Consider the following 19,097-nt stretch of genomic DNA (forward strand, 5'->3'; position numbering starts at 1 on the left):
CCAGCCCTCTCCCGCACGCGGGAGAGGGAGCTTGTCTCCCCTCGCCCTTCAGGGAGAGGGGCCGGGGGAGAGGGGCGCCCCAACCCGCACCGACTCTCGCTTTGGAGCCTTACATGACCGACCTCGCCAAAACCCCGCTGCACGCCCTGCACCTCGAACTCGGCGCGCGCATGGTGCCTTTCGCCGGCTACGACATGCCGGTGCAGTACCCCCTCGGCGTGCTCAAGGAGCACCTGCACACCCGTGAACAGGCTGGCCTGTTCGACGTGTCCCACATGGGCCAGATCGTCCTGCGTGGCGCGAACGCCGCCCGCGCCCTGGAAAGCCTGGTGCCGGTCGATATCCTCGACCTGCCGGTGGGCCTGCAGCGCTATGCGATGTTCACTGATGAAAATGGCGGCATCCTCGACGACCTGATGGTCGCCCGCCTGGCCGAAGACCAGCTGTTCCTGGTGGTCAACGCCGCCTGCAAGGAGCAGGACCTGGCCCACCTCCAGCAGCACCTCGCCGAGCAATGCGCAATCGAGTCGCTGTTCGACTCCCGCGCCCTGCTCGCCCTGCAAGGCCCGGCCGCCGCCGAGGTGCTCGGCCGCCTCGCCCCGGAGGTGAAGAACATGACCTTCATGCAGTTCGCCAGCGTGCGCCTGGACGGCGTGGACTGCTACGTCAGCCGCTCCGGCTACACCGGCGAGGACGGCTACGAGATTTCCGTGCCCGTGGCCCAGGCCGAAGCCCTGGCGCGCAGCCTGCTGGCCCAGCCGGAAGTCCAGCCCATTGGCCTCGGCGCGCGCGACTCGCTGCGCCTGGAAGCCGGCCTGTGCCTCTATGGCCACGACATGACCGGCGAAACCACCCCGATCGAAGCGAGCCTGACCTGGGCCATTTCCAAGGCCCGCCGCGCCGACGGCCTGCGCGCCGGCAACTTCCCCGGCGCCGAGCGCATCTACGCCCAGCAGCATGACGGCGTGACCAAGAAGCGCGTCGGCCTGCTGCCGCAAGAGCGCGTGCCGGTGCGCGAAGGCGCGGAAATCGTCGACGCCGACGGCACCGCCATCGGCTGCGTCACCAGCGGCGGCTTCGGCCCCAGCCTGGGCGCGCCGGTGGCCATGGGCTACGTCGCCGCCAGCCACGCCGCGCTGGACAGCGAGGTCTGGGCCCTGGTACGTGGCAAGCGCGTCGCTATGAAAGTCGCCAAGGCCCCCTTCGTGCCGCAGCGCTACTACCGCGGCTGAAGGCGCACGCCTTCCTTGAACGGGTAGGAGCGAGCTCTGCTCGCAAACAGCTTCGCGAGCAGAGCTCGCTCCTACGAAAAACGCCGAGCCTTCGGAGCAATAACATGACCGAACCTCAGATCACCCCGCGTCCGCAGCCGTTGCAGGCCGGTGTAAAACTGCGCGGCGCCGAGAAGGTGGCGCGCATCCCGGTGAAGATCATTCCCACCGATGAAGTGCCACGCAAACCCGACTGGATCCGCGTGCCCATCAGCGCATCGCCCGAGGTGGCGCGCATCAAGCAACTGCTGCGCAAGCACAAATTGCACAGCGTCTGTGAGGAAGCCTCCTGCCCGAACCTGGGCGAGTGCTTCTCCGGCGGCACCGCCACCTTCATGATCATGGGCGACATCTGCACCCGTCGCTGCCCCTTCTGCGACGTCGGCCATGGCCGGCCCAAGCCGCTGGATGTCGATGAGCCGAAGAACCTCGCCATCGCCATTGCCGACCTGCGCCTGAAGTACGTGGTGATCACTTCGGTAGACCGCGACGACCTGCGCGACGGCGGTGCCCGGCACTTCGCCGACTGCCTGCGGGAAATCCGCAAGCTGTCGCCGGGCATCCAGCTGGAAACCCTGGTGCCGGACTACCGCGGGCGCATGGACGTGGCACTCGCCATCACCGAGCAGGAGCCGCCGGATGTGTTCAACCACAACCTGGAAACCGTACCGCGCCTGTACAAGGCCGCGCGTCCAGGCTCGGACTTCGAGTGGTCGCTGGACCTGTTGCAGAAGTTCAAGCAACGGGTGCCGGGGGTTCCGACCAAGTCCGGCCTGATGCTGGGCCTGGGTGAGACAGACGACGAAGTGATCGAGGTCATGCAGCGCATGCGCGAGCACGAGATCGACATGCTCACCCTCGGCCAGTACCTGCAGCCGTCGCGCAGCCACATGCCGGTGCAGCGCTTCGTCCACCCGGACACCTTCGCCTGGTTCGCCGAGCAGGGCGCCGCGATGGGCTTCAAGAATGTGGCTGCAGGCCCCTTGGTACGCTCCTCTTACCACGCCGACCAGCAGGCCTACGGCACCAAGATCGACTGAGCCGCACGGATGCGGGTTGGGCCAAGCACAGCGCGGCCCAATGGCTGTCCGTGCCGGACTCCGCTGTTGGGCTTCGCCGAGCTCAGCCCAACCTACCTGTGTCGTGTGGCCTCAAGCGAACTCCACCCGGAGCTGCCGTGCCGCCGCCACCATGTTCACCAGCGCTGCCTCGGTTTCCGGCCAAGCACGGGTCTTCAGGCCGCAATCGGGGTTGACCCAAAGCCGCTCGGCGGGAATGCGCCTGGCCGCCTTGCGCAGCAGCGAGGCCATCTCGGCGCTGTCCGGCACCCGCGGCGAGTGGATGTCATACACGCCGGGACCGATCTCGTTCGGATAGGCGAAGGTCTCGAAGGTGTCCAGCAGCTCCATGTCAGAGCGCGAGGTCTCGATGGTGATGACGTCGGCATCCATGGCAGCGATGGACTCGATCACGTCGTTGAACTCGCTGTAGCACATGTGAGTATGAATCTGGGTGTCGTCCTGCACACCACTGGCGCTCAGGCGGAAGGCTTCGGTGGCCCAGTCCAGATAGGGCTGCCAATCGGCCCGGCGTAGCGGCAACCCCTCGCGGAAGGCCGCCTCGTCGATCTGTACGATGTGGATGCCCGCCGCCTCCAGGTCAGCCACTTCATCGCGGATGGCCAGCGCCAGTTGCCGTGCCTGCACCTCGCGAGCGACGTCCTCGCGCGGGAAGGACCACATCAGCATAGTCACCGGTCCGGTCAGCATGCCCTTCATCCACTTGGCGGTCAGGCCCTGCGCATAGCGGATCCACTCCACCGTCATCGCCTTGGGACGACTCAGGTCGCCATAGATGATGGCGGGTTTGACGCAGCGTGACCCGTAGCTCTGCACCCAGCCGAAGCGGGTGAAGGCATAGCCGTCCATCTGCTCGGCGAAGTACTCCACCATGTCATTGCGCTCCGCCTCGCCATGCACCAGCACATCCAGGCCCAGGCGCTCCTGCACCTCCACCGCGTGGCGGATTTCACTGTGCATGGCCTCGGTGTATTGCGCCTCCGACAAACGACCCTGCTTGAACGCCTGGCGTGCCAGTCGAATCGCCGGGGTCTGGGGGAAGGAGCCAATGGTGGTGGTCGGGAACGCCGGCAGGTAAAGACGCGCACGCTGCTTCTCGATGCGCTCGGCAAACGGCGTTGTGCGCTGGCTGTCTTCCGGGCGGAGGGCCGCCAGGCGGGCCTGTACGTCCGGCTTGTGGATACGCGGTGACGCTGCACGGCTGGCCTGCACGGCGCGGCTCAAAGCCAGGGCCTCCAGCACCGCCGGGGCTTCCGGCTCGGTCAGGGCGCGGGACAGCACGGCGACTTCCTCGCACTTCTGCACGGCAAAGGCCAGCCAGCCCTTCAGCTCGGCGTCCAGTTGGTCTTCGCGAGCCAGGTCCACCGGGCTATGCAGCAGCGAGCAGGAGGGCGCCACCCAAAGACGCTCGCCCAGCCGCTCGTGGGCATGGCTCAGCACATCGAGGGCCTTGTCCAGGTCGCAGCGCCAGACGTTGCGGCCATTCACCACACCCAGCGACAGCACCTTGTAGGCCGGCAGGCGGTCGAGGATGGTCGGATACTGCTCCGGGGCACGCACCAGGTCGATGTGCAGGCCGTCCAGCGGCAGGCTGGCCGCCAGGCCGAGGTTGTCCTCCAGGCCACCGAAGTAGGTGGCGATCAGCTTCTTCAGCGGATCGCGCTGGATCAGGTTGTAAGCACGTTCGAACGCATTCTTCCAGTCCTGGGGCAAGTCCAGCACCAGGATCGGCTCATCGATCTGCACCCACTCCACCCCCTGGGCGGCCAGACGCTGGAAGATTTCGCCATAGACTGGCAGCAGGCGGTCCAGCAGGTCGAGCTTGTCAAACTCGCCACCCTTGGCCTTGCCCAACCAGAGGTAGGTCAGCGGGCCGATCAGTACGGGCTTGACGCTGTGACCCAGCGCGTGGGCCTCTCCCACTTCCTCGAACAGTTGTTCCCAGCCCAGGGCGAACTGTTGGTCGGCGGAAAATTCGGGCACCAGGTAGTGATAGTTGGTATCGAACCACTTGGTCATCTCTTGCGCGTGGGCACCACCGCAGCAGCCTTTGCTGACGCCACGCGCCATGCTGAACAGCGTCTCCAGGCCTGGCTTGCCTGTGTGGGGACGGAAGCGTTCGGGGATGACGCCAAAGGTCAGGGAATGGGTCAGCACCTGGTCGTACCAGGCGAAGTCGCCCACCGGCAGCAGTTCGATACCGGCGTCCTTCTGCAATTGCCAGTGCTCGGCCCTCAGCCGGCGGCCTACGGCGCGCAGGCCGGTTTCATCGAGTTCGCCCTTCCAGAAGGTTTCCAGTGCCTTCTTCAGTTCACGGTCGCGGCCAATGCGCGGGAAGCCGAGTGAGTGGGAAAGCGCCATGTTGTCGAATCTCCATGCAAATGATGGAGGCCATTGTCGACAGTCCTGACAACTTGAGACAAACTCAACAAATTCGTGTTCATCTCAAATTTCACTCATGGAGCGCCACCATGCTTGAGCTGCGCCATCTCAGAACCCTGCACGCCTTGCGCGAAGCCGACAGCCTGGTGGAAGCCGCCGAACGCCTGCACCTGACCCAGTCCGCGCTCTCCCACCAGTTCAAGGAACTGGAAGAGCGCCTCGGCATGCAGCTGTTCGTGCGCAAGACCAAGCCAGTGCGCTTCACCAGTGCCGGCCTTCGTCTGCTGCAGCTGGCCGACAGCCTCCTGCCGCAGCTGCGCAGCGCCGAGCGCGACCTGGCACGCCTGGCGGGCGGCACTGCCGGCCGCCTGCACATGGCCATCGAGTGCCACAGCTGTTTCCAGTGGTTGATGCCCACCATCGACCAGTTCCGCGATGCCTGGCCGGAAGTGGAGCTGGACCTGGCGTCCGGCTTTTCCTTCGCCCCCCTACCCGCCTTGGCTCGTGGCGACCTGGACCTGGTGGTGACCTCAGACCCGGTGGACCTGGCCGGCATCACCTATGTGCCGCTCTTTACCTACGAAGCGCTGCTGGCGGTGGACAACCAGCACACCCTGGCGAGCAGACCCTTCATCGTGCCCGATGACCTGGCCAGCCTGACGCTGATCACCTACCCGGTGGAACGCGACCGCCTGGATATCTTCACCCGCTTCCTCGAACCGGCGGACGTGGAACCCGCCCAGGTGCGCACCTCGGAACTCACGGTGATGATGATGCAACTGGTGGCCAGCGGCCGTGGCGTCTGCTGCCTGCCCAACTGGGCACTGCACGAGTACAGCTCGCGGGGCTATGTCACTGCCAAGCGCCTGGGTGAGAAAGGCCTGTATTGCACCCTGTTCGCGGCGATCCGCGCCGACATGCTGGACGCGCCCTTCATGCGCGACTTCCTGCTGACCGCCAAGGACACCTCGTTTGCGACGCTGGAAGGGGTGAGTGCGGCGCGGTGAGCCTGTTGCGCAACCCCATTTCCCTCTCCCCCATCCCCTCTCCCTGAAGAGGAGAGGGGTGACTCGCGCCGGCGAGGTACAAGCCGTCCTGAAGCCAACAGCGGCCTGAAAACTGCTGCAAGCTGGCGCGGAGCACAACCGTAGGTTGGGTAGAGGAACGAAACCCAACGTGCCCATGCCCGGCACCGTGCGGGCTGACACTACCCTCTCCCCCGCCAATCATCACGGATGCATCGGCAGCGGCGGCCCCAGATAGGCATTGGCCTGCTGGATATCGTCCTCGCCCAGGGCCCCTACCGACGCCGCCAGGCGCAGTCGCGAGAGCAGATACCGCAGCTTGGCTTCCAGCAGGTCGCGCCGGGCGATGAAGGCCTGTTCCTCGGCATTGAGGATGTCCAGGTTGGTGCTGGTACCCGCCTGGAAGCCCTTGCGCGCAGAGTCTTGTGCCCGTTCGCTGGACACCACCGCCGTCTCCAGCGCCCGTACCCGCTGCTCACCGCTCTGCACGCCACGGAACTCGCGGGTGGTTCCGGACAGCACTTCTTCACGGCTGGAATTGAGCTGGTCGTTGGCCAGTTCGCGATTCGCCGACGCCTGGCGCACCTGGGCGCTGGTGGCTCCCCCGGTGAAGATCGGCATGCGGAACTCCACGCCCACCGAACCGTACTTGTTCGCCTGGTTCTGGGTGGAGACCGAGTCACTTTCCGAGTCGTTGTAGGCCGCGACGAAATCCAGGGTTGGCCAGTGCCCGGCCTTGGCACGGTTAACCTCTTCCTCCGATGCATCCAAGCTGCGGCTGCGAGCAATGATGGTGGGGTTGTTGGCCCGCGCGTCATTGATCCAGTCCTGCAAGCTTGGCGGCTCCAGCGGCGGCGTGGGGAACTCGGTGCGCAGGGTAGACATCTCCTCCGGCACCACGCCAAGCAACTCCTGCAGCAGGCGCCGCGCCACCAGCAGGTTGTCCTCGGCTTCGATCAGCTCGGCCTGGGCCAGGTCGCGCCGTGCGGAGGCCTGGTCGACGTCGATCACGGTGCCGTCACCCAGCTCGAAACGCCGTTTGGCGGACATCACCTGCTGGTCCAGGTTTTTCAGCTTGACCTTGGCCAGGTCAATGGTTTCCAGCGCCAGCAGCACAGAGAAATAACGGCTGGCCAGGCTGATCGCCGATTCCTGGGTCTTGACGTCGAACACGGCATCACTGAACAGGGTGCGCTGCTTTCCCTGGCGGTACTCGGCCATGCGTTGCTTGTTGAACAGTGGCTGGCGCAACTCCACCACCGCGCCCCTGGAGTCGTACTCCAGGTCGCTCTCCACACTGCGGCCGAGAATGTTGTCCTGTTCGCTGGTGCCATCCACCCGCCTCCAGTACGCAGTCGCGTTGATGCTCGGCAGCAGGCCCGCCTTGCCCAGTTCCTTGTATTCCTGACCGGCCTGGCGCTCATGCACCGAAGCCAGGTAGGTCGGCCCCTGGCTCTGGTAGGTATTCCAGGCTTCGCTGAGGTCCATGGCCGACACAGGCAGGGTGACGGCTCCGACGAGTCCAGCTGCGAACTTCCAGGTTCTCATGTCACTGCTCCTTGAATGCGCCGCCGACGCGACCCAGCAGAGGCTTCATCAGGTAGCTCATCAGGCTGCGCTCACCGGTCTTGATAGTCACTGTGGCTGGCATGCCCGCCCGGATATTGTTCGGCCCGAGCAGTTTCATGCCCTCTTCGGTCACTTCTACCTGGGTCAAGTAATAGGGCTGTTTACTGGCTTCGTCCACCAGGCGGTCGGCGGCGACCGTCAGCACGCGGCCGGGGATGTTCGGCGTCTGCGCATGGTTGAAGGCCGGGAAGGTGATATCCACCGGCAATCCAGGCACCATCTTGTCGATGGCCTGCACCGGCACCTGGGCGTCCACCTGCAGCGGCTCCTTGTCTGGAATCACGTCCATGATCCGCGCCCCCGGCTGGATGATGCCGCCCACGGTGGCGATGTTCAGGCCGAGGACGATGCCGTCGATGGGCGAACGGATCACGGTGTTGTCCACCTGGTAGTCCACCGAACGCAGGCGCTCGCCCAGGGAGGTGGCCTCCTTCTGCACATCCGTCAGCTGGGATTCCACTTCTTTCTGGAAGTCCTGCTCACGCTGGAGGATGCGCAGCTTGAGCTCGGCAATCTGGTTCCGGGTGCGGCCGATATCGGCGATGTTCTGCGCCATGGAGCCATTCAGTTCCGAGGCACTGCGCTCCAGTTCCAGCATGCGGTTACGCGGGATGTAGCCCTCGGCGGCCAGGCTGCGCACGCCTTCCAGCTCCTGGCCCAGCAGGCTCGACTGACTGGCGCGGGTGGCCTGGACCTGGCGCAGGCCCTTGAGCTGCTCTTCGGCGCCGTTGAGGTTCTCATGGAGGATGCTGATCTCACCCAGCAGCGCCTTGCGCCGGGTATGGAACAGCCGCTGCTGCAAGGCGATGGACTCTATCAGGCGCGGGTCGCCGCTGAAGCGCTCCAGCAGGTCCGGGGCGAAGGTCACGGTGTCGGCGCCATCGCGCTCGGCAACCAGGCGATCTTCCACGGTCTTGGCGACGATGTACTGGGAGCTCAGGGCACCCTGCTCGGCGATCGCCTGGGTTGGATCCAGACGCACCAGTTCCTGGCCGGTGCGCACCTTGTCGCCTTCGCGCACGAGGATGGCGTCCACTTCACCGCCGGTGAGGTGCTGAACCGTCTTGCGGGCGTTGGTGACGTTGACCGTGGCGTTGGCCACTACACCTGCATCCAGTGGGGCCCATATGGCCCAGACCAGGAAACCGCCGAACCCGGCCAACACCATCCAGACGCCCCAACGGGCAGGGCGGGCGTCATCCATGTCCACGTGTGTTGGTTGATCGACCCGGACCAGGGCCTTGCTTTCGCTTGCCTGTTGCATGATCGATTACTCCTTTGCCCGCATCGACGACAGGTTGGGCGTGCCCACCGAGGGCATGACGCTGGCCTGTCGCAGCGCCGCGAAGACTTCTTCGCGGGGACCGAACAACTGCATGCCGCCATCGCGCAGCAGCAGGACCTTGTCCACCGTGCTGAGCACACTGGGGCGGTGGGAAATCAGAATCAGCGTCTTGCCGCGCTTCTTCAGGTCGAGGATGGCCTCGACCAGTGCCGCTTCGCCCACGTCGTCGAGGTTGGCGTTGGGCTCGTCGAGGATGATCATCGAGGGGTCGCCATAGATGGCCCGGGCCAGTGCAATACGCTGCTTCTGGCCACCGGACAACGGGCTGCCGTCCACGCCCAGCGGTGTGTCGTAGCCCTTCTCGAAGCGCAGGACCATCTCGTGTACCCCGGCGCGCTTGGCGGCCAAGATCACTTCCTCGCTGTTCACCTGGCCAAAGCGGGCGATGTTGTCGGCGATGGTGCCTTCGAACAGCTCCACGTCCTGGGGCAGGTAGCCGATCCAGGGGCCCAATTCATCCTTGTTCCACTGGAAGATATCGGCGCCGTCCAGACGGATCTTGCCCCCCTGCGCCGGCCAGACGCCGACCAGCAGGCGGGCCAGGGTGGATTTACCCGCCGCCGACGGTCCGATGATGCCAAGCGCCTCACCCGGCGACAGGCTGAAATTGATCCCGCGCAGGATGGTCGCTACGCCGCCGGGCGCGGCGGTCATGGCCTGCTCCACCGACAGCGCGCCTTGGGGCTTGGGCAGCGCCATGGCGTCTTTGCGCGCAGGGAAGTCCTGCAGCAACTTGGACAGACGCTCCCAGGAACCACGGGCGGACAGCAATTGCTTCCACACGCCGATGGCCTGTTCCACCGGCGCCATGGCACGACCGCTGAGGATCGAACTGGCAATCATCATCCCCGCGGTGATCTCGCCCTTGATCGCCAGCAGTGCCCCCGCACCGAGGATCAGCGACTGCAACGTGATCCGCACGAAACGGCTGGCGCCGCTGATGTAGGCGGCGCGGTCCGACGCCTGGGTCTGCTTCTCGAGGATGCGCTGATAGCCACCGTACCAGCGCTCGCGAATCGCCGGCAGCATGCCCATGGCCTCGATCACTTCGGTATTGCGCAGGTTGTTGTTGGCGAAGGAGCCGGACGACATGGCCGCCTGATTGGCCTCCATCAGCGGGCCGCGGGTGACCATCTCGGTCAGCAGCGCCAGGCCGAAGAGGATCACCGACCCCACCAGGGTGATGATGCCCAGCAGCGGGTGCACGAGGAAGATCACCAGCAGGTAGATGGGCGTCCAGGGCGCATCGAAGAAGGCGAACAGCCCATTGCCGGTGAGGAACTGGCGAACCTGCGACAGGTCCTGCAGGGCCTGGGCCGGGTTGCCGCCGGCACGCCGCAGGTTGCGCTCGAAGGACGCGTTGAAGACACGCTTGTTCAGGCCCATGTCCAACCGGTTGCCAAGGCGGATCAGCACCGTCGAACGCACCACTTCCAGCAATGACATGAGCACATAGAGTCCGACCATCAGGACCGTCAGCATCACCAGGGTGGTGATGTTGCTGCTGGCCAGTACGCGGTCGTAAACCTGCAGCATGTACAACGCGGGGGCCAGCATCATCAGGTTGATGACACCGCTGAAACCGCCAACCACATAGAAGGTTCGGCGCAAGCCGCTAAGAGCCTCGGATAACTCGGTACGGGGCTGCGAGAAATTCTTCATCCCGGCGCTCCACTGGCTGAGTGATGGGTTCGGCCTAGGTCCGGCCGTATTCTTGTAGTTCAAGCCCCAGGAGCGGAACGGCGCTGCCCCCGACAGAAGCCTACAAACATGCTTAGCCAAGAGTCCCGCACGTCGCCAGTGCGGACCCCCGCCCGCCAGACGGCTGCGGGATTAACCCCGACCAGCGACACAGCCGGCCAGGCGAGAGCTGTTCGCATCAAGGCCGAAATACCCGTCCTAGAGGGATTCATGGCTGATTTGCATGGAGAAAAGCGAGTTGCGACAGGCGTCCGCACGACCGGATTGGCGCCGGATAAATGACGTATAGCGTCTGCGCAGGCCAAACCCCGGCTGCCAACGTGCCTTGTCAGGTGCTGAAAGCGCCGCTGGTGCGCGCGGCGCACCCTACCCCGGATGGCGCCAATCGTAGGGTGTGCCATGCGCACCGCTTTTTCAGCGTGCGGGCCGAGGTCCCTCAGACGGCCCTCACCCGCAGTGCCGGGCTGAAGCGCAGCATATCCATCAGGCTGTTGACCAGGCACTCCGCCTCCGCCGCCAGGGAATAGCCATCCGGCACCAGCAGCCAGTTGGTCTGGATGCCTTCGATATAGGCATGCAGGCTGATGGCCGCGCGGCCACAGTCCAGGTCCGCCGGTAACTGGCCCCGGCTCACGGCATTGCGCAGGGCCTTGGCGATTCGCAGATCGCATTCGGTGCTGTGGTCCTGCATCTTCTGCCGCAGATCGCCCAGCTCCTCCGTGTACTCCACCTTGTGTCGAAGGATCTCGTGGATGCGCCGGCTCTGCGGGTCCAGCTCCACGCGCTTGAGCAGACGCACCAGCAACTGGTGCATACGTCCCAGGGGGTCGGGCTCATCTTCGCTCTCACTGGCGCGGGCCAGCTCTTCCAACGGCATGTGGATGCGCTCGAGCATGGCCTGGAACAGGTCGGTCTTGTTCTCGAAATGCCAGTAGATGGCGCCGCGGCTCACGCCGGCGGCAGCGGCGATCTCTGCCAGGGAGGCGCGCGAAACCCCCTTCTCGTGAAATACCCGCTCGGTGGCGTCGAGTATCTGCACGCGGGTTTCTTCGGCTTCCTCTTTGGTACGTCTGGCCATTCGCCGCTAGGACCTATCTGATTGCTTACAAAGGAAAAATCATCACAAATCCGAAACAATTTCTGACATCGGCACAGGAAGATTCGTTTTACAAACATACACGCATGTACGTATATTCGTACACCTCCGCAAGAATCCAGAACCTGTCCTGCGCCCAGCCCTCTGCCCGAGAGCTGTCCCCCAGAAAGAATGAGGTCCCTTCAGATGCCCATGAAGCCAGCCTTTGCCGCCTTGGTTTCCGCCATCGCACTGGCCACGCTCACCCTGACTGGTTGTCAGGAAGCCTCGGCTCCCCCGCCCGCCCAGACGCCCAGCGTCGGCGTTGTCACCCTCCAGCCCCAGAGCTTCACGCTCACCACCGAACTCCCCGGCCGCACGGCGGCATTCCGCATTGCCGAAGTGCGCCCGCAGGTAGACGGCATCATCCAGAAGCGCCTGTTCACCGAAGGCAGCGAGGTCAAGGCCGGGCAGCAGCTCTACCAGATAGACCCGTCCGTCTACTCCGCCACCTACAAGAGCGCCCAGGCCAGCCTGGCTTCGGCGCAGTCGCTGGCGGACCGCTACAAGGACCTGGTCAGCGACCAGGCCGTGAGCAAGCAGGCCTACGACGAATCCCAGGCCGCCCGCCTGCAGGCCGAAGCCGCGCTGGAGAAGGCAAGGATCGACCTGCGCTACACCAAGGTGCTGGCGCCCATTTCCGGCCGCGTCGGCCGCTCGGCCGTCACTGAAGGCGCGCTGGTGAGCAACGGCCAGACCACAGCCATGGCCACCATCCAGCAGCTCGACCCGATCTACGTCGACGTCACCCAGTCCACCAAGGACCTGCTGCGCCTGCGCCGGGAAATGGCCGAAGGCCAGCTTGAGAAGGCGGGAGCCAGTGGCGCCAAGGTGTCCCTGCTGCTCGAAGACGGTAGCGAATACCCGCACAAGGGCAGCCTGGAGTTTTCCGAAGTGTCGGTGGACGAAGGCACCGGCTCGGTGACGGTACGCGCGGTGTTCCCCAACCCGGAACACAACCTGCTGCCCGGCATGTTCGTCCACGCCCGCCTGGGCTCGGCGGTGAAGCAGGAAGCCATCCTCGCCCCGCAGCAAGGCGTGACCCGCGACCTCAAGGGCCAGGCCACCGCCCTGGTGGTGAACGCCGAGAACAAGGTGGAACTGCGCCAGCTGAAGGCCGAACGCACCGTCGGCGACCGCTGGCTGGTCAGCGAAGGCCTCAACCCCGGCGACCGCCTGATTACCGAAGGCCTGCAGTTCGTGCGCCCTGGCGTCGAAGTGAACGCAGCGCCAGCAACCAATGTGGCCGCCCAGCAACCGGCGGGTGACAACTTGGCCAAGAGCCACTGAGGAGCCCGCTGATGTCGAGATTCTTCATTGATCGCCCCATCTTCGCCTGGGTGATCGCGCTGGTGATCATGCTCGCCGGCGGCCTGTCCATCCTCAAGTTGCCGATCAACCAGTACCCTAGCATCGCCGCGCCTGCGGTCGGTATCCAGGTCAGCTACCCCGGCGCCTCCGCGCAAACGGTGCAGGACACCGTGGTGCAGATCATCGAGCAGCAGCTCAATGGCATCGACGGCCTGCGCTACATCTCCTCGGAGAGCAACTCCGACGGCAGCATGACCATCACTGCCACCTTCGAGCAGGGCACCAACCCGGACATCGCCCAGGTGCAGGTGCAGAACAAACTCCAGCTGGCCACCCCGCTGCTGCCCCAGGAAGTCCAGCAGCAAGGCATCCGCGTGACCAAGGCGGTGAAGAACTTCCTGCTGGTCATCGGCGTCGTCTCCGAAGACGGCAGCATGGACAAGAACGACCTGGCCAACTACATCGTCTCCAACATCCAGGACCCAATCTCGCGGACCAAGGGTGTGGGTGACTTTCAGGTGTTCGGCGCCCAGTACGCCATGCGCATCTGGCTGGACCCGGCGCGGCTGAACAACTACCAGCTGACGCCGGTGGACGTGAAGACCGCGATCCAGGCGCAGAACGTGCAGATCTCCTCCGGCCAGCTCGGCGGCCTGCCCGCCTCGCCCGGTACCCAGCTCAACGCCACCATCATCGGCAAGACCCGCCTGCAGACCCCCGAGCAGTTCGGCCAGATCCTCCTGAAGGTGAATCGCGACGGCTCCCAGGTGCGCCTGCGTGACGTCGCCAAGATCGAGCTGGGTGGCGAGAACTACAGCATCAGTGCCCAGTTCAACGGCAAGCCGGCTTCCGGCATGGCGATCAAGTTGGCCACCGGCGCCAACGCCCTGGACACCGCCAAGGCGATCCGCGCCACCATGAAGGAACTGGAGCCCTTCTTCCCCGCCGGGATGAAAGTGGTCTTCCCCTACGACACCACCCCGGTGGTTTCCGCCTCCATCGAAGGCGTTATCCACACCCTGGGCGAAGCCATCGTCCTGGTGTTCCTGGTGATGTTCCTGTTCCTGCAGAACCTGCGTGCCACCATCATTCCGACCCTTGCCGTGCCCGTGGTACTGCTTGGCACCTTCGGCGTGCTGGCGATGTTCGGCTTCACCATCAACACCCTGACCATGTTCGCCATGGTGCTCGCCATCGGCCTGTTGGTGGACGACGCCATCGTGGTCGTGGAGAACGTCGAACGGGTGATGGCCGAGGAAGGCCTGTCGCCCCTGGAAGCCACCCGCAAATCCATGGGCCAGATCCAGGGCGCGCTGGTGGGCATCGCCCTGGTGCTTTCGGCGGTGTTCCTGCCGATGGCCTTCTTCGGCGGTTCCACCGGCGTGATCTACAAGCAGTTCTCCATCACCATCGTCTCGGCCATGGCCTTGTCGGTGCTGGTGGCGCTGATCTTCACCCCGGCCCTCTGCGCCACCCTGCTCAAGCCTGTCGCCAAGGGCCATGCTGAGAAGCGCGGCTTCTTCGGCTGGTTCAACCGCACCTTCGACCGCAGCGTGCAGAGCTACGAGCGTGGCGTGCGCGGCGTGCTCAAGCGCAAAGCGCCCTACCTGATGCTCTACGTGGTGATCCTGGTCGCCATGGGCTGGCTGTTCACCCGCATTCCCACCGCCTTCCTCCCCGAGGAAGACCAGGGCGTGCTCTTCGCCCAGGTGCAGACCCCGTCCGGCGCCAGTGCCGAGCGTACCCAGGTGGTCGTGGACCAGATGCGCGAATACCTGCTGGAGCAGGAGAAGGACACCGTCCAGTCCGTGTTCACCGTGACCGGCTTCAACTTCGCCGGCCGCGGCCAGAGCTCGGGCATGGCCTTCATCATGCTCAAGCCGTGGGAAGAGCGCACGGCCGAAGGCCAGAGCGTGTTCGACCTGGCCCAGCGTGCCCAGCGGCACTTCTTCAGCTTCCGCGATGCGATGGTCTTCGCCTTCGCCCCGCCGGCAGTGATGGAGCTGGGTAACGCCACCGGCTTCAACCTGTTCCTGCAGGACCGCGCCGGCATCGGCCACGAAGCGCTGAACGCCGCCCGCGACCAGTTCGTCGAACTGGCGGCAAAGAACCCGGTGCTCAACCGCGTTCGCGCCAACGGCCTGCGCGACGAGCCGCAATACCAGTTGCAGATCGACGACGAGAAAGCCCGTGCCCACGGTCTTTCCCTGTCCGACATCAACAGCACCGTGTCCATCGCTTGGGGCGCCAGCTACGTCAACGACTTCATCGACCGTGGCCGGGTGAAGAAGGTCTACCTGCAGGGTGAGTCCGAAGCACGGATGAACCCGGAAGACCTGAACAAGTGGTACGTGCGCAACGACCAGGGCCAGATGGTGCCATTCAGCGCCTTCGCCAGCGGCGAATGGACCTACGGCGCGCCCAAGCTCGCCCGTTACAACGGCGTGCCGGCGGTGGAAATCCTCGGCGAGGCGGCTCCGGGCCACAGCTCGGGTGAAGCCATGGCCGCCGTGGAAGAAATCGCCAAGCAACTGCCCGCCGGGGTCGGCTACTCCTGGACCGGTCTGTCCTACGAGGAACGCCTGTCCGGCTCCCAGGCTCCGGCGCTCTACGCGCTGTCGCTGCTGGTGGTGTTCCTCTGCCTGGCGGCGCTGTACGAGAGCTGGTCGATTCCGTTCTCGGTGATGCTGGTGGTTCCGCTGGGTGTGATCGGTGCGCTGATGTTCACCAGCCTGCGCGGCCTGTCCAACGACGTGTTCTTCCAGGTCGGCCTGCTCACCACCATTGGCCTGTCGGCGAAGAACGCGATCCTCATCGTCGAGTTCGCCAAGGAGCTGCACGAGCAGGGCAAGAGTCTGTTCGAAGCGGCCGTGGAAGCCTGCCGCATGCGCCTGCGCCCGATCATCATGACCTCTCTGGCGTTCATCCTCGGCGTGGTACCCCTGGCCATCTCCAATGGCGCCGGCTCCGGCAGCCAGCACGCCATCGGTACCGGCGTGATCGGCGGCATGCTCACCGCAACCGTCCTGGCCATCTTCTGGGTGCCGCTGTTCTACGTGCTGGTCTGCTCGCTGTTCAAAGACAAGGCGAGCAAGGCTGCGATCAAGAAGGAGGCCCTGCAGTGAGGCGTTCCCTGATATCCCTGGCCATCGCCGCGACCCTGCTCGGTGGCTGCTCCATGATTCCCGACTACCAGCGCCCGGAGGCGCCGGTAGACGCTGCCTGGCCCCAGGGCGAGGCTTACAGCCAGGGCGCGGCGCAAGTATCCAGCGCCGCCGCCGACCTGGACTGGCGCGAGTTCTTCCAGGACCCGGCGCTACGCCAGCTGGTGCAGCTCGCCCTGGACAACAACCGTGACCTGCGCACTGCCGCGCTGAACGTCGAGGCCTACCGCGCGCTTCACCGCATCCAGCGTTCCGAGCTGTTCCCCAGCCTTTCGGCCGACGGCGGCGCTACCCGCCAACGGCTGCCCGGCTCCTTGAGCCAGAGCGGCCAGGCCACCACCAGCGGCCAGTACAGCGCCACCCTGGGCACCAACGCCTGGGAGCTGGACTTCTTCGGTCGCCTGCGCAGCCTCAACGAACAGGCCCTGGAGCAGTACTTCGCCACCGAACAGGCGCGCCGCAGCACCCAGATCAGCCTGGCGGCCTCGGTGGCCACCGCCTACCTCGACTGGCAAGCCGACCAGGCCCTGCTGCAACTGACCCAGGACACCCTCAAGACCTACCAGGAAAGCTACGCCCTCACCCAGCGCAGCTTCGACGTGGGCATCGCCGACGCCCTGGCCCTGAGCCAGGCGCGCACCGCGGTGGAAAGCGCCCAGGTCAGCCTGGCGCAGTACAGCCGCCTGGTGGCCCAGGACCGCAACGCCCTGACCCAACTGGTGGGCATCGGCCTGCCAGCGGACCTGCCAAAAGGCCTGGCGCTGGACGCCGACCTGCTGGCCGAGGTGCCGCCGGGCCTGCCGTCCGACCTGCTGCAGCGTCGCCCGGACGTGGTCCGGGCCGAACACCTGCTCAAGTCGGCCAACGCCAACATCGGCGCGGCGCGCGCGGCCTTCTTCCCCAGTGTCAGCCTGACCGCCAACGCCGGCAGCATGAGCAACGAGCTGTCCGGTCTGTTCGACGCCGGCTCCGGCAGCTGGCTGTTCCAGCCGAGCATCAGCCTGCCGATATTCACCGCCGGCCGCCTGAAGGCGAACCTCGACTACACCGAGCTGCAGAAAGACATCCAGGTGGCGCAGTACGAGAAAGCCATCCAGGTCGCCTTCCAGGAAGTCGCCGACGGCCTCGCCGCGCGCACCACCTACCAGCAGCAACTGGGCTCCCAGCGCGCCCTGGTGAAAACCACCGAGGAGTACTACCGCCTCGCCGAACGCCGCTACCGCACCGGCGTCGACAGCTACCTGACCCTGCTCGACGCCCAGCGCCAGCTGTTCAGCGCCCGCCAGCAACTGATCGGCGACCGCCTCAATCAATTGGCCAGCGAGGTGAACCTGTACAAGGCCCTCGGCGGCGGCTGGAAAGAACAGGGAGAAACCTCCCCGAACGCTTGACCCGCGACTCCCCAATCCTCACGGACGAGGAATCCACGCGGCGCCCCTGCCCTGATTGGCGGGGGCGTTTTTTGTGCAGGACGCCCCGCGAGAAACTCCCTCGCCTGCCCTGCAACAGGGCGCCCGGAACGGGCAGAGAGCTCGGAAATTCCCATGCCACTCAGTGGCTTGCAGTGGCCCGCCGGTCCTTTTTTGCACCATCTGTCAGGCCGTCTCCACGGGCTGTAACAATGGCCGATGCTGATCATCCAACTCGTGGGAAGGCGAGTGGGAAACAAGAGGACACGACGATGAAATCGACATTCAACATGACGACCCTCAGCGGCCTGCTATTGGCCCTGGCGGTGACAACGGGACCGGGCACGGCCCTCGCGGAGAACGGAAGCGACCGCCTGGACGAGTACCGGATTCACAACCAACAACTGCTGCAAATGAGAGAGGACTCCAGCGAGAGCTTCACTCGGATGGTCGAGGAACAGCCGACTGCAGCCGGACGGCAGTATCAGGATGAGGACATGAGCCCCGGTGGACGGCAACCGCCGAAGTACCAGTCGCTGATCCATCAACAGAAGGTCGAATTCGGTAAGTGACCCGAAGTGGCCACCCGTCGGATGCGCCCGACCTCCGCGCACCCGGCGGGCAGTGGAGCACCGCCCTTTCCGATAACTGGTCACCCCCTCCCAGGCCCGTTCCAGAGCCTCCATAACGTTGGCATTCCATTGCCTGCCAGGCCGTACGTCCGCTGCCTGTTGCAGCGCCAGGCGCGCCGGCCCTAGTGTGCGCACATCCCCAAACCGGTTGAGGGTCAGCCTTTCGCCGGTCATTCGCTCAACGGATTGATCCACCGCTGAACCCGGCCCCGGCCGCTTTCCCCTGGAGCATCAACCCGTTGCAGAAGCCTGCCTCCCGCCGCTTCGGCGCATCCCTGTTCTGGCAAGTACTGGCCATCACCCTGTGCGGCGGCAGCCTGCTGCTGGGCGCCGAAACCGTCGACGCAGCCTGGGGCCTCGACCCGGTCCTGCGCAAGGCGGAAAAGCGCTACGGCCGCAGCGGCCCGGCCAAGGACCGACTGCATGCCTGGCGTGACCTGCTGGATAGCGGTCGCCGGATGACCGAGCACGAGCAGCTGCACGCCATCAATCGCCAGATCAATCGCCAGGTGCGCTTCACCGACGACAGTGCGCTATGGCAGCGCCGCGATTACTGGGCCACGCCGCTGGAAACCCTGGCCAAGGGTGCCGGCGACTGCGAAGACTTCGCCCTGGCCAAATACTTCAGCCTGTTGCAGCTGGGCGTCGCCCAGGAAAAGCTGCGCATCACCTACGCGCAGGCCCTGGAGCTGAACCAGGCACACATGGTGGTGACCTACTACGAAACGCCGGACTCCGAGCCGCTGGTGCTGGACAACCTGGTGGACGACATCCTCCCCGCCTCCCGACGCAACGACCTGGCCCTGCGCTACGCCTTCGATGCCGATGGGCTCTACAGGGTGAAAGGCGCCGCGCTCAAGCGCGTCGGCAGCACCGCCGAACTGCCGGTCTGGCAGGGCTTGCTGGCGCGGATGGAGCGGGAAGGCTTTGTGCTCTGACACGCTCCTGCGCCTTTTCCTGCGGGAGAATCCATGTCAACGCCGCAGCTCTCAAGGGTGGATGGCGTTTTTCCAT

The 19,097-nt window shown here is 65.2% G+C and carries 13 protein-coding genes; 8 read left to right on the plus strand and 5 right to left on the minus strand.

The features are described from left to right. Window positions 1-113: 113 nt before the first annotated feature. Complete coding sequence (gene gcvT, locus THL1_RS21710; RefSeq protein WP_069085168.1) at window positions 114-1,232, plus strand: glycine cleavage system aminomethyltransferase GcvT; 1,119 nt, start codon at window positions 114-116, stop codon at window positions 1,230-1,232. Window positions 1,233-1,336: 104 nt separating this feature from the next. Continuing rightward, a complete protein-coding gene (gene lipA, locus THL1_RS21715; protein ID WP_069085169.1) occupies window positions 1,337-2,311 on the plus strand; it encodes a lipoyl synthase in 975 nt (324 codons plus the stop codon). Between the two features lie 111 nt (window positions 2,312-2,422). Here the strand turns inward: lipA and metE are convergent, their stop codons facing one another. After that, on the minus strand, window positions 2,423-4,711 hold the full coding sequence (gene metE, locus THL1_RS21720) for a 5-methyltetrahydropteroyltriglutamate--homocysteine S-methyltransferase (RefSeq protein WP_069085170.1): 2,289 nt from the start codon (window positions 4,709-4,711) through the stop codon (window positions 2,423-2,425). Between the two features lie 110 nt (window positions 4,712-4,821). Here metE and metR point away from each other — a divergent pair, with 110 nt between their 5' ends. After that, complete coding sequence (gene metR, locus THL1_RS21725) at window positions 4,822-5,739, plus strand: transcriptional regulator MetR (protein WP_069085171.1); 918 nt, start codon at window positions 4,822-4,824, stop codon at window positions 5,737-5,739. A 222-nt stretch (window positions 5,740-5,961) separates the two neighbouring features. On the opposite strand, the gene THL1_RS21730 is transcribed toward metR, so the two are convergent. From THL1_RS21730 to THL1_RS21745, 4 genes are all read right to left on the minus strand, one after another. Beyond that, window positions 5,962-7,305 (minus strand): TolC family outer membrane protein, encoded by a 1,344-nt coding sequence (locus THL1_RS21730; protein ID WP_069085172.1) that lies wholly within the window; start codon window positions 7,303-7,305, stop codon window positions 5,962-5,964. A gap of 1 nt (window position 7,306) precedes the next feature. Further along, the gene (locus THL1_RS21735; protein ID WP_414703763.1) at window positions 7,307-8,590 is read right to left on the minus strand and encodes an HlyD family type I secretion periplasmic adaptor subunit; all 1,284 of its coding nucleotides are present in this window, start codon (window positions 8,588-8,590) and stop codon (window positions 7,307-7,309) included. Between the two features lie 66 nt (window positions 8,591-8,656). Further along, the gene (locus THL1_RS21740; protein ID WP_069085174.1) at window positions 8,657-10,393 is read right to left on the minus strand and encodes a type I secretion system permease/ATPase; all 1,737 of its coding nucleotides are present in this window, start codon (window positions 10,391-10,393) and stop codon (window positions 8,657-8,659) included. A gap of 475 nt (window positions 10,394-10,868) precedes the next feature. After that, window positions 10,869-11,510, minus strand: coding sequence for a TetR family transcriptional regulator (locus THL1_RS21745; protein ID WP_069085175.1), 642 nt, complete (start codon window positions 11,508-11,510; stop codon window positions 10,869-10,871). A gap of 204 nt (window positions 11,511-11,714) precedes the next feature. Here THL1_RS21745 and THL1_RS21750 point away from each other — a divergent pair, with 204 nt between their 5' ends. From THL1_RS21750 to THL1_RS21770, 5 genes are all read left to right on the plus strand, one after another. After that, window positions 11,715-12,857, plus strand: a complete 1,143-nt coding sequence (locus THL1_RS21750) for an efflux RND transporter periplasmic adaptor subunit (protein ID WP_069085176.1) — start codon at window positions 11,715-11,717, stop codon at window positions 12,855-12,857. An 11-nt stretch (window positions 12,858-12,868) separates the two neighbouring features. Continuing rightward, on the plus strand, window positions 12,869-16,003 hold the full coding sequence (locus THL1_RS21755; RefSeq protein WP_069085177.1) for an efflux RND transporter permease subunit: 3,135 nt from the start codon (window positions 12,869-12,871) through the stop codon (window positions 16,001-16,003). After that, window positions 16,000-17,433 carry an AdeC/AdeK/OprM family multidrug efflux complex outer membrane factor gene (gene adeC / locus THL1_RS21760; protein WP_069085178.1) on the plus strand — a complete coding sequence of 478 codons (1,434 nt, stop codon included), beginning with the start codon at window positions 16,000-16,002 and terminating at the stop codon, window positions 17,431-17,433. The genes THL1_RS21755 and adeC overlap by 4 nt, the downstream gene beginning before the upstream one ends. 290 nt (window positions 17,434-17,723) lie before the next feature. Then, window positions 17,724-18,023 (plus strand): hypothetical protein, encoded by a 300-nt coding sequence (locus THL1_RS21765; RefSeq protein ID WP_069085179.1) that lies wholly within the window; start codon window positions 17,724-17,726, stop codon window positions 18,021-18,023. A 299-nt stretch (window positions 18,024-18,322) separates the two neighbouring features. Continuing rightward, a complete protein-coding gene (locus tag THL1_RS21770) occupies window positions 18,323-19,021 on the plus strand; it encodes a transglutaminase-like cysteine peptidase (protein ID WP_083245990.1) in 699 nt (232 codons plus the stop codon). Window positions 19,022-19,097 lie beyond the last annotated feature (76 nt).

Source organism: Pseudomonas sp. TCU-HL1 (genome assembly GCF_001708505.1).
GTDB lineage: Bacteria > Pseudomonadota > Gammaproteobacteria > Pseudomonadales > Pseudomonadaceae > Metapseudomonas.

Coding starts and splice junctions, on each gene's coding strand:
- THL1_RS21750 (WP_069085176.1), top strand. CDS start 11,715: ATGCCCATGAAGCCAGCCTTTGCCGCCTTGGTTTCCGCCATCGCACTG.
- metR (WP_069085171.1), top strand. CDS start 4,822: ATGCTTGAGCTGCGCCATCTCAGAACCCTGCACGCCTTGCGCGAAGCC.
- THL1_RS21745 (WP_069085175.1), bottom strand. CDS start 11,510: ATGGCCAGACGTACCAAAGAGGAAGCCGAAGAAACCCGCGTGCAGATA.
- gcvT (WP_069085168.1), top strand. CDS start 114: ATGACCGACCTCGCCAAAACCCCGCTGCACGCCCTGCACCTCGAACTC.
- THL1_RS21730 (WP_069085172.1), bottom strand. CDS start 7,305: ATGAGAACCTGGAAGTTCGCAGCTGGACTCGTCGGAGCCGTCACCCTG.
- THL1_RS21765 (WP_069085179.1), top strand. CDS start 17,724: ATGAAATCGACATTCAACATGACGACCCTCAGCGGCCTGCTATTGGCC.
- THL1_RS21755 (WP_069085177.1), top strand. CDS start 12,869: ATGTCGAGATTCTTCATTGATCGCCCCATCTTCGCCTGGGTGATCGCG.
- THL1_RS21735 (WP_414703763.1), bottom strand. CDS start 8,590: ATGGATGACGCCCGCCCTGCCCGTTGGGGCGTCTGGATGGTGTTGGCC.
- THL1_RS21740 (WP_069085174.1), bottom strand. CDS start 10,393: ATGAAGAATTTCTCGCAGCCCCGTACCGAGTTATCCGAGGCTCTTAGC.
- lipA (WP_069085169.1), top strand. CDS start 1,337: ATGACCGAACCTCAGATCACCCCGCGTCCGCAGCCGTTGCAGGCCGGT.
- metE (WP_069085170.1), bottom strand. CDS start 4,711: ATGGCGCTTTCCCACTCACTCGGCTTCCCGCGCATTGGCCGCGACCGT.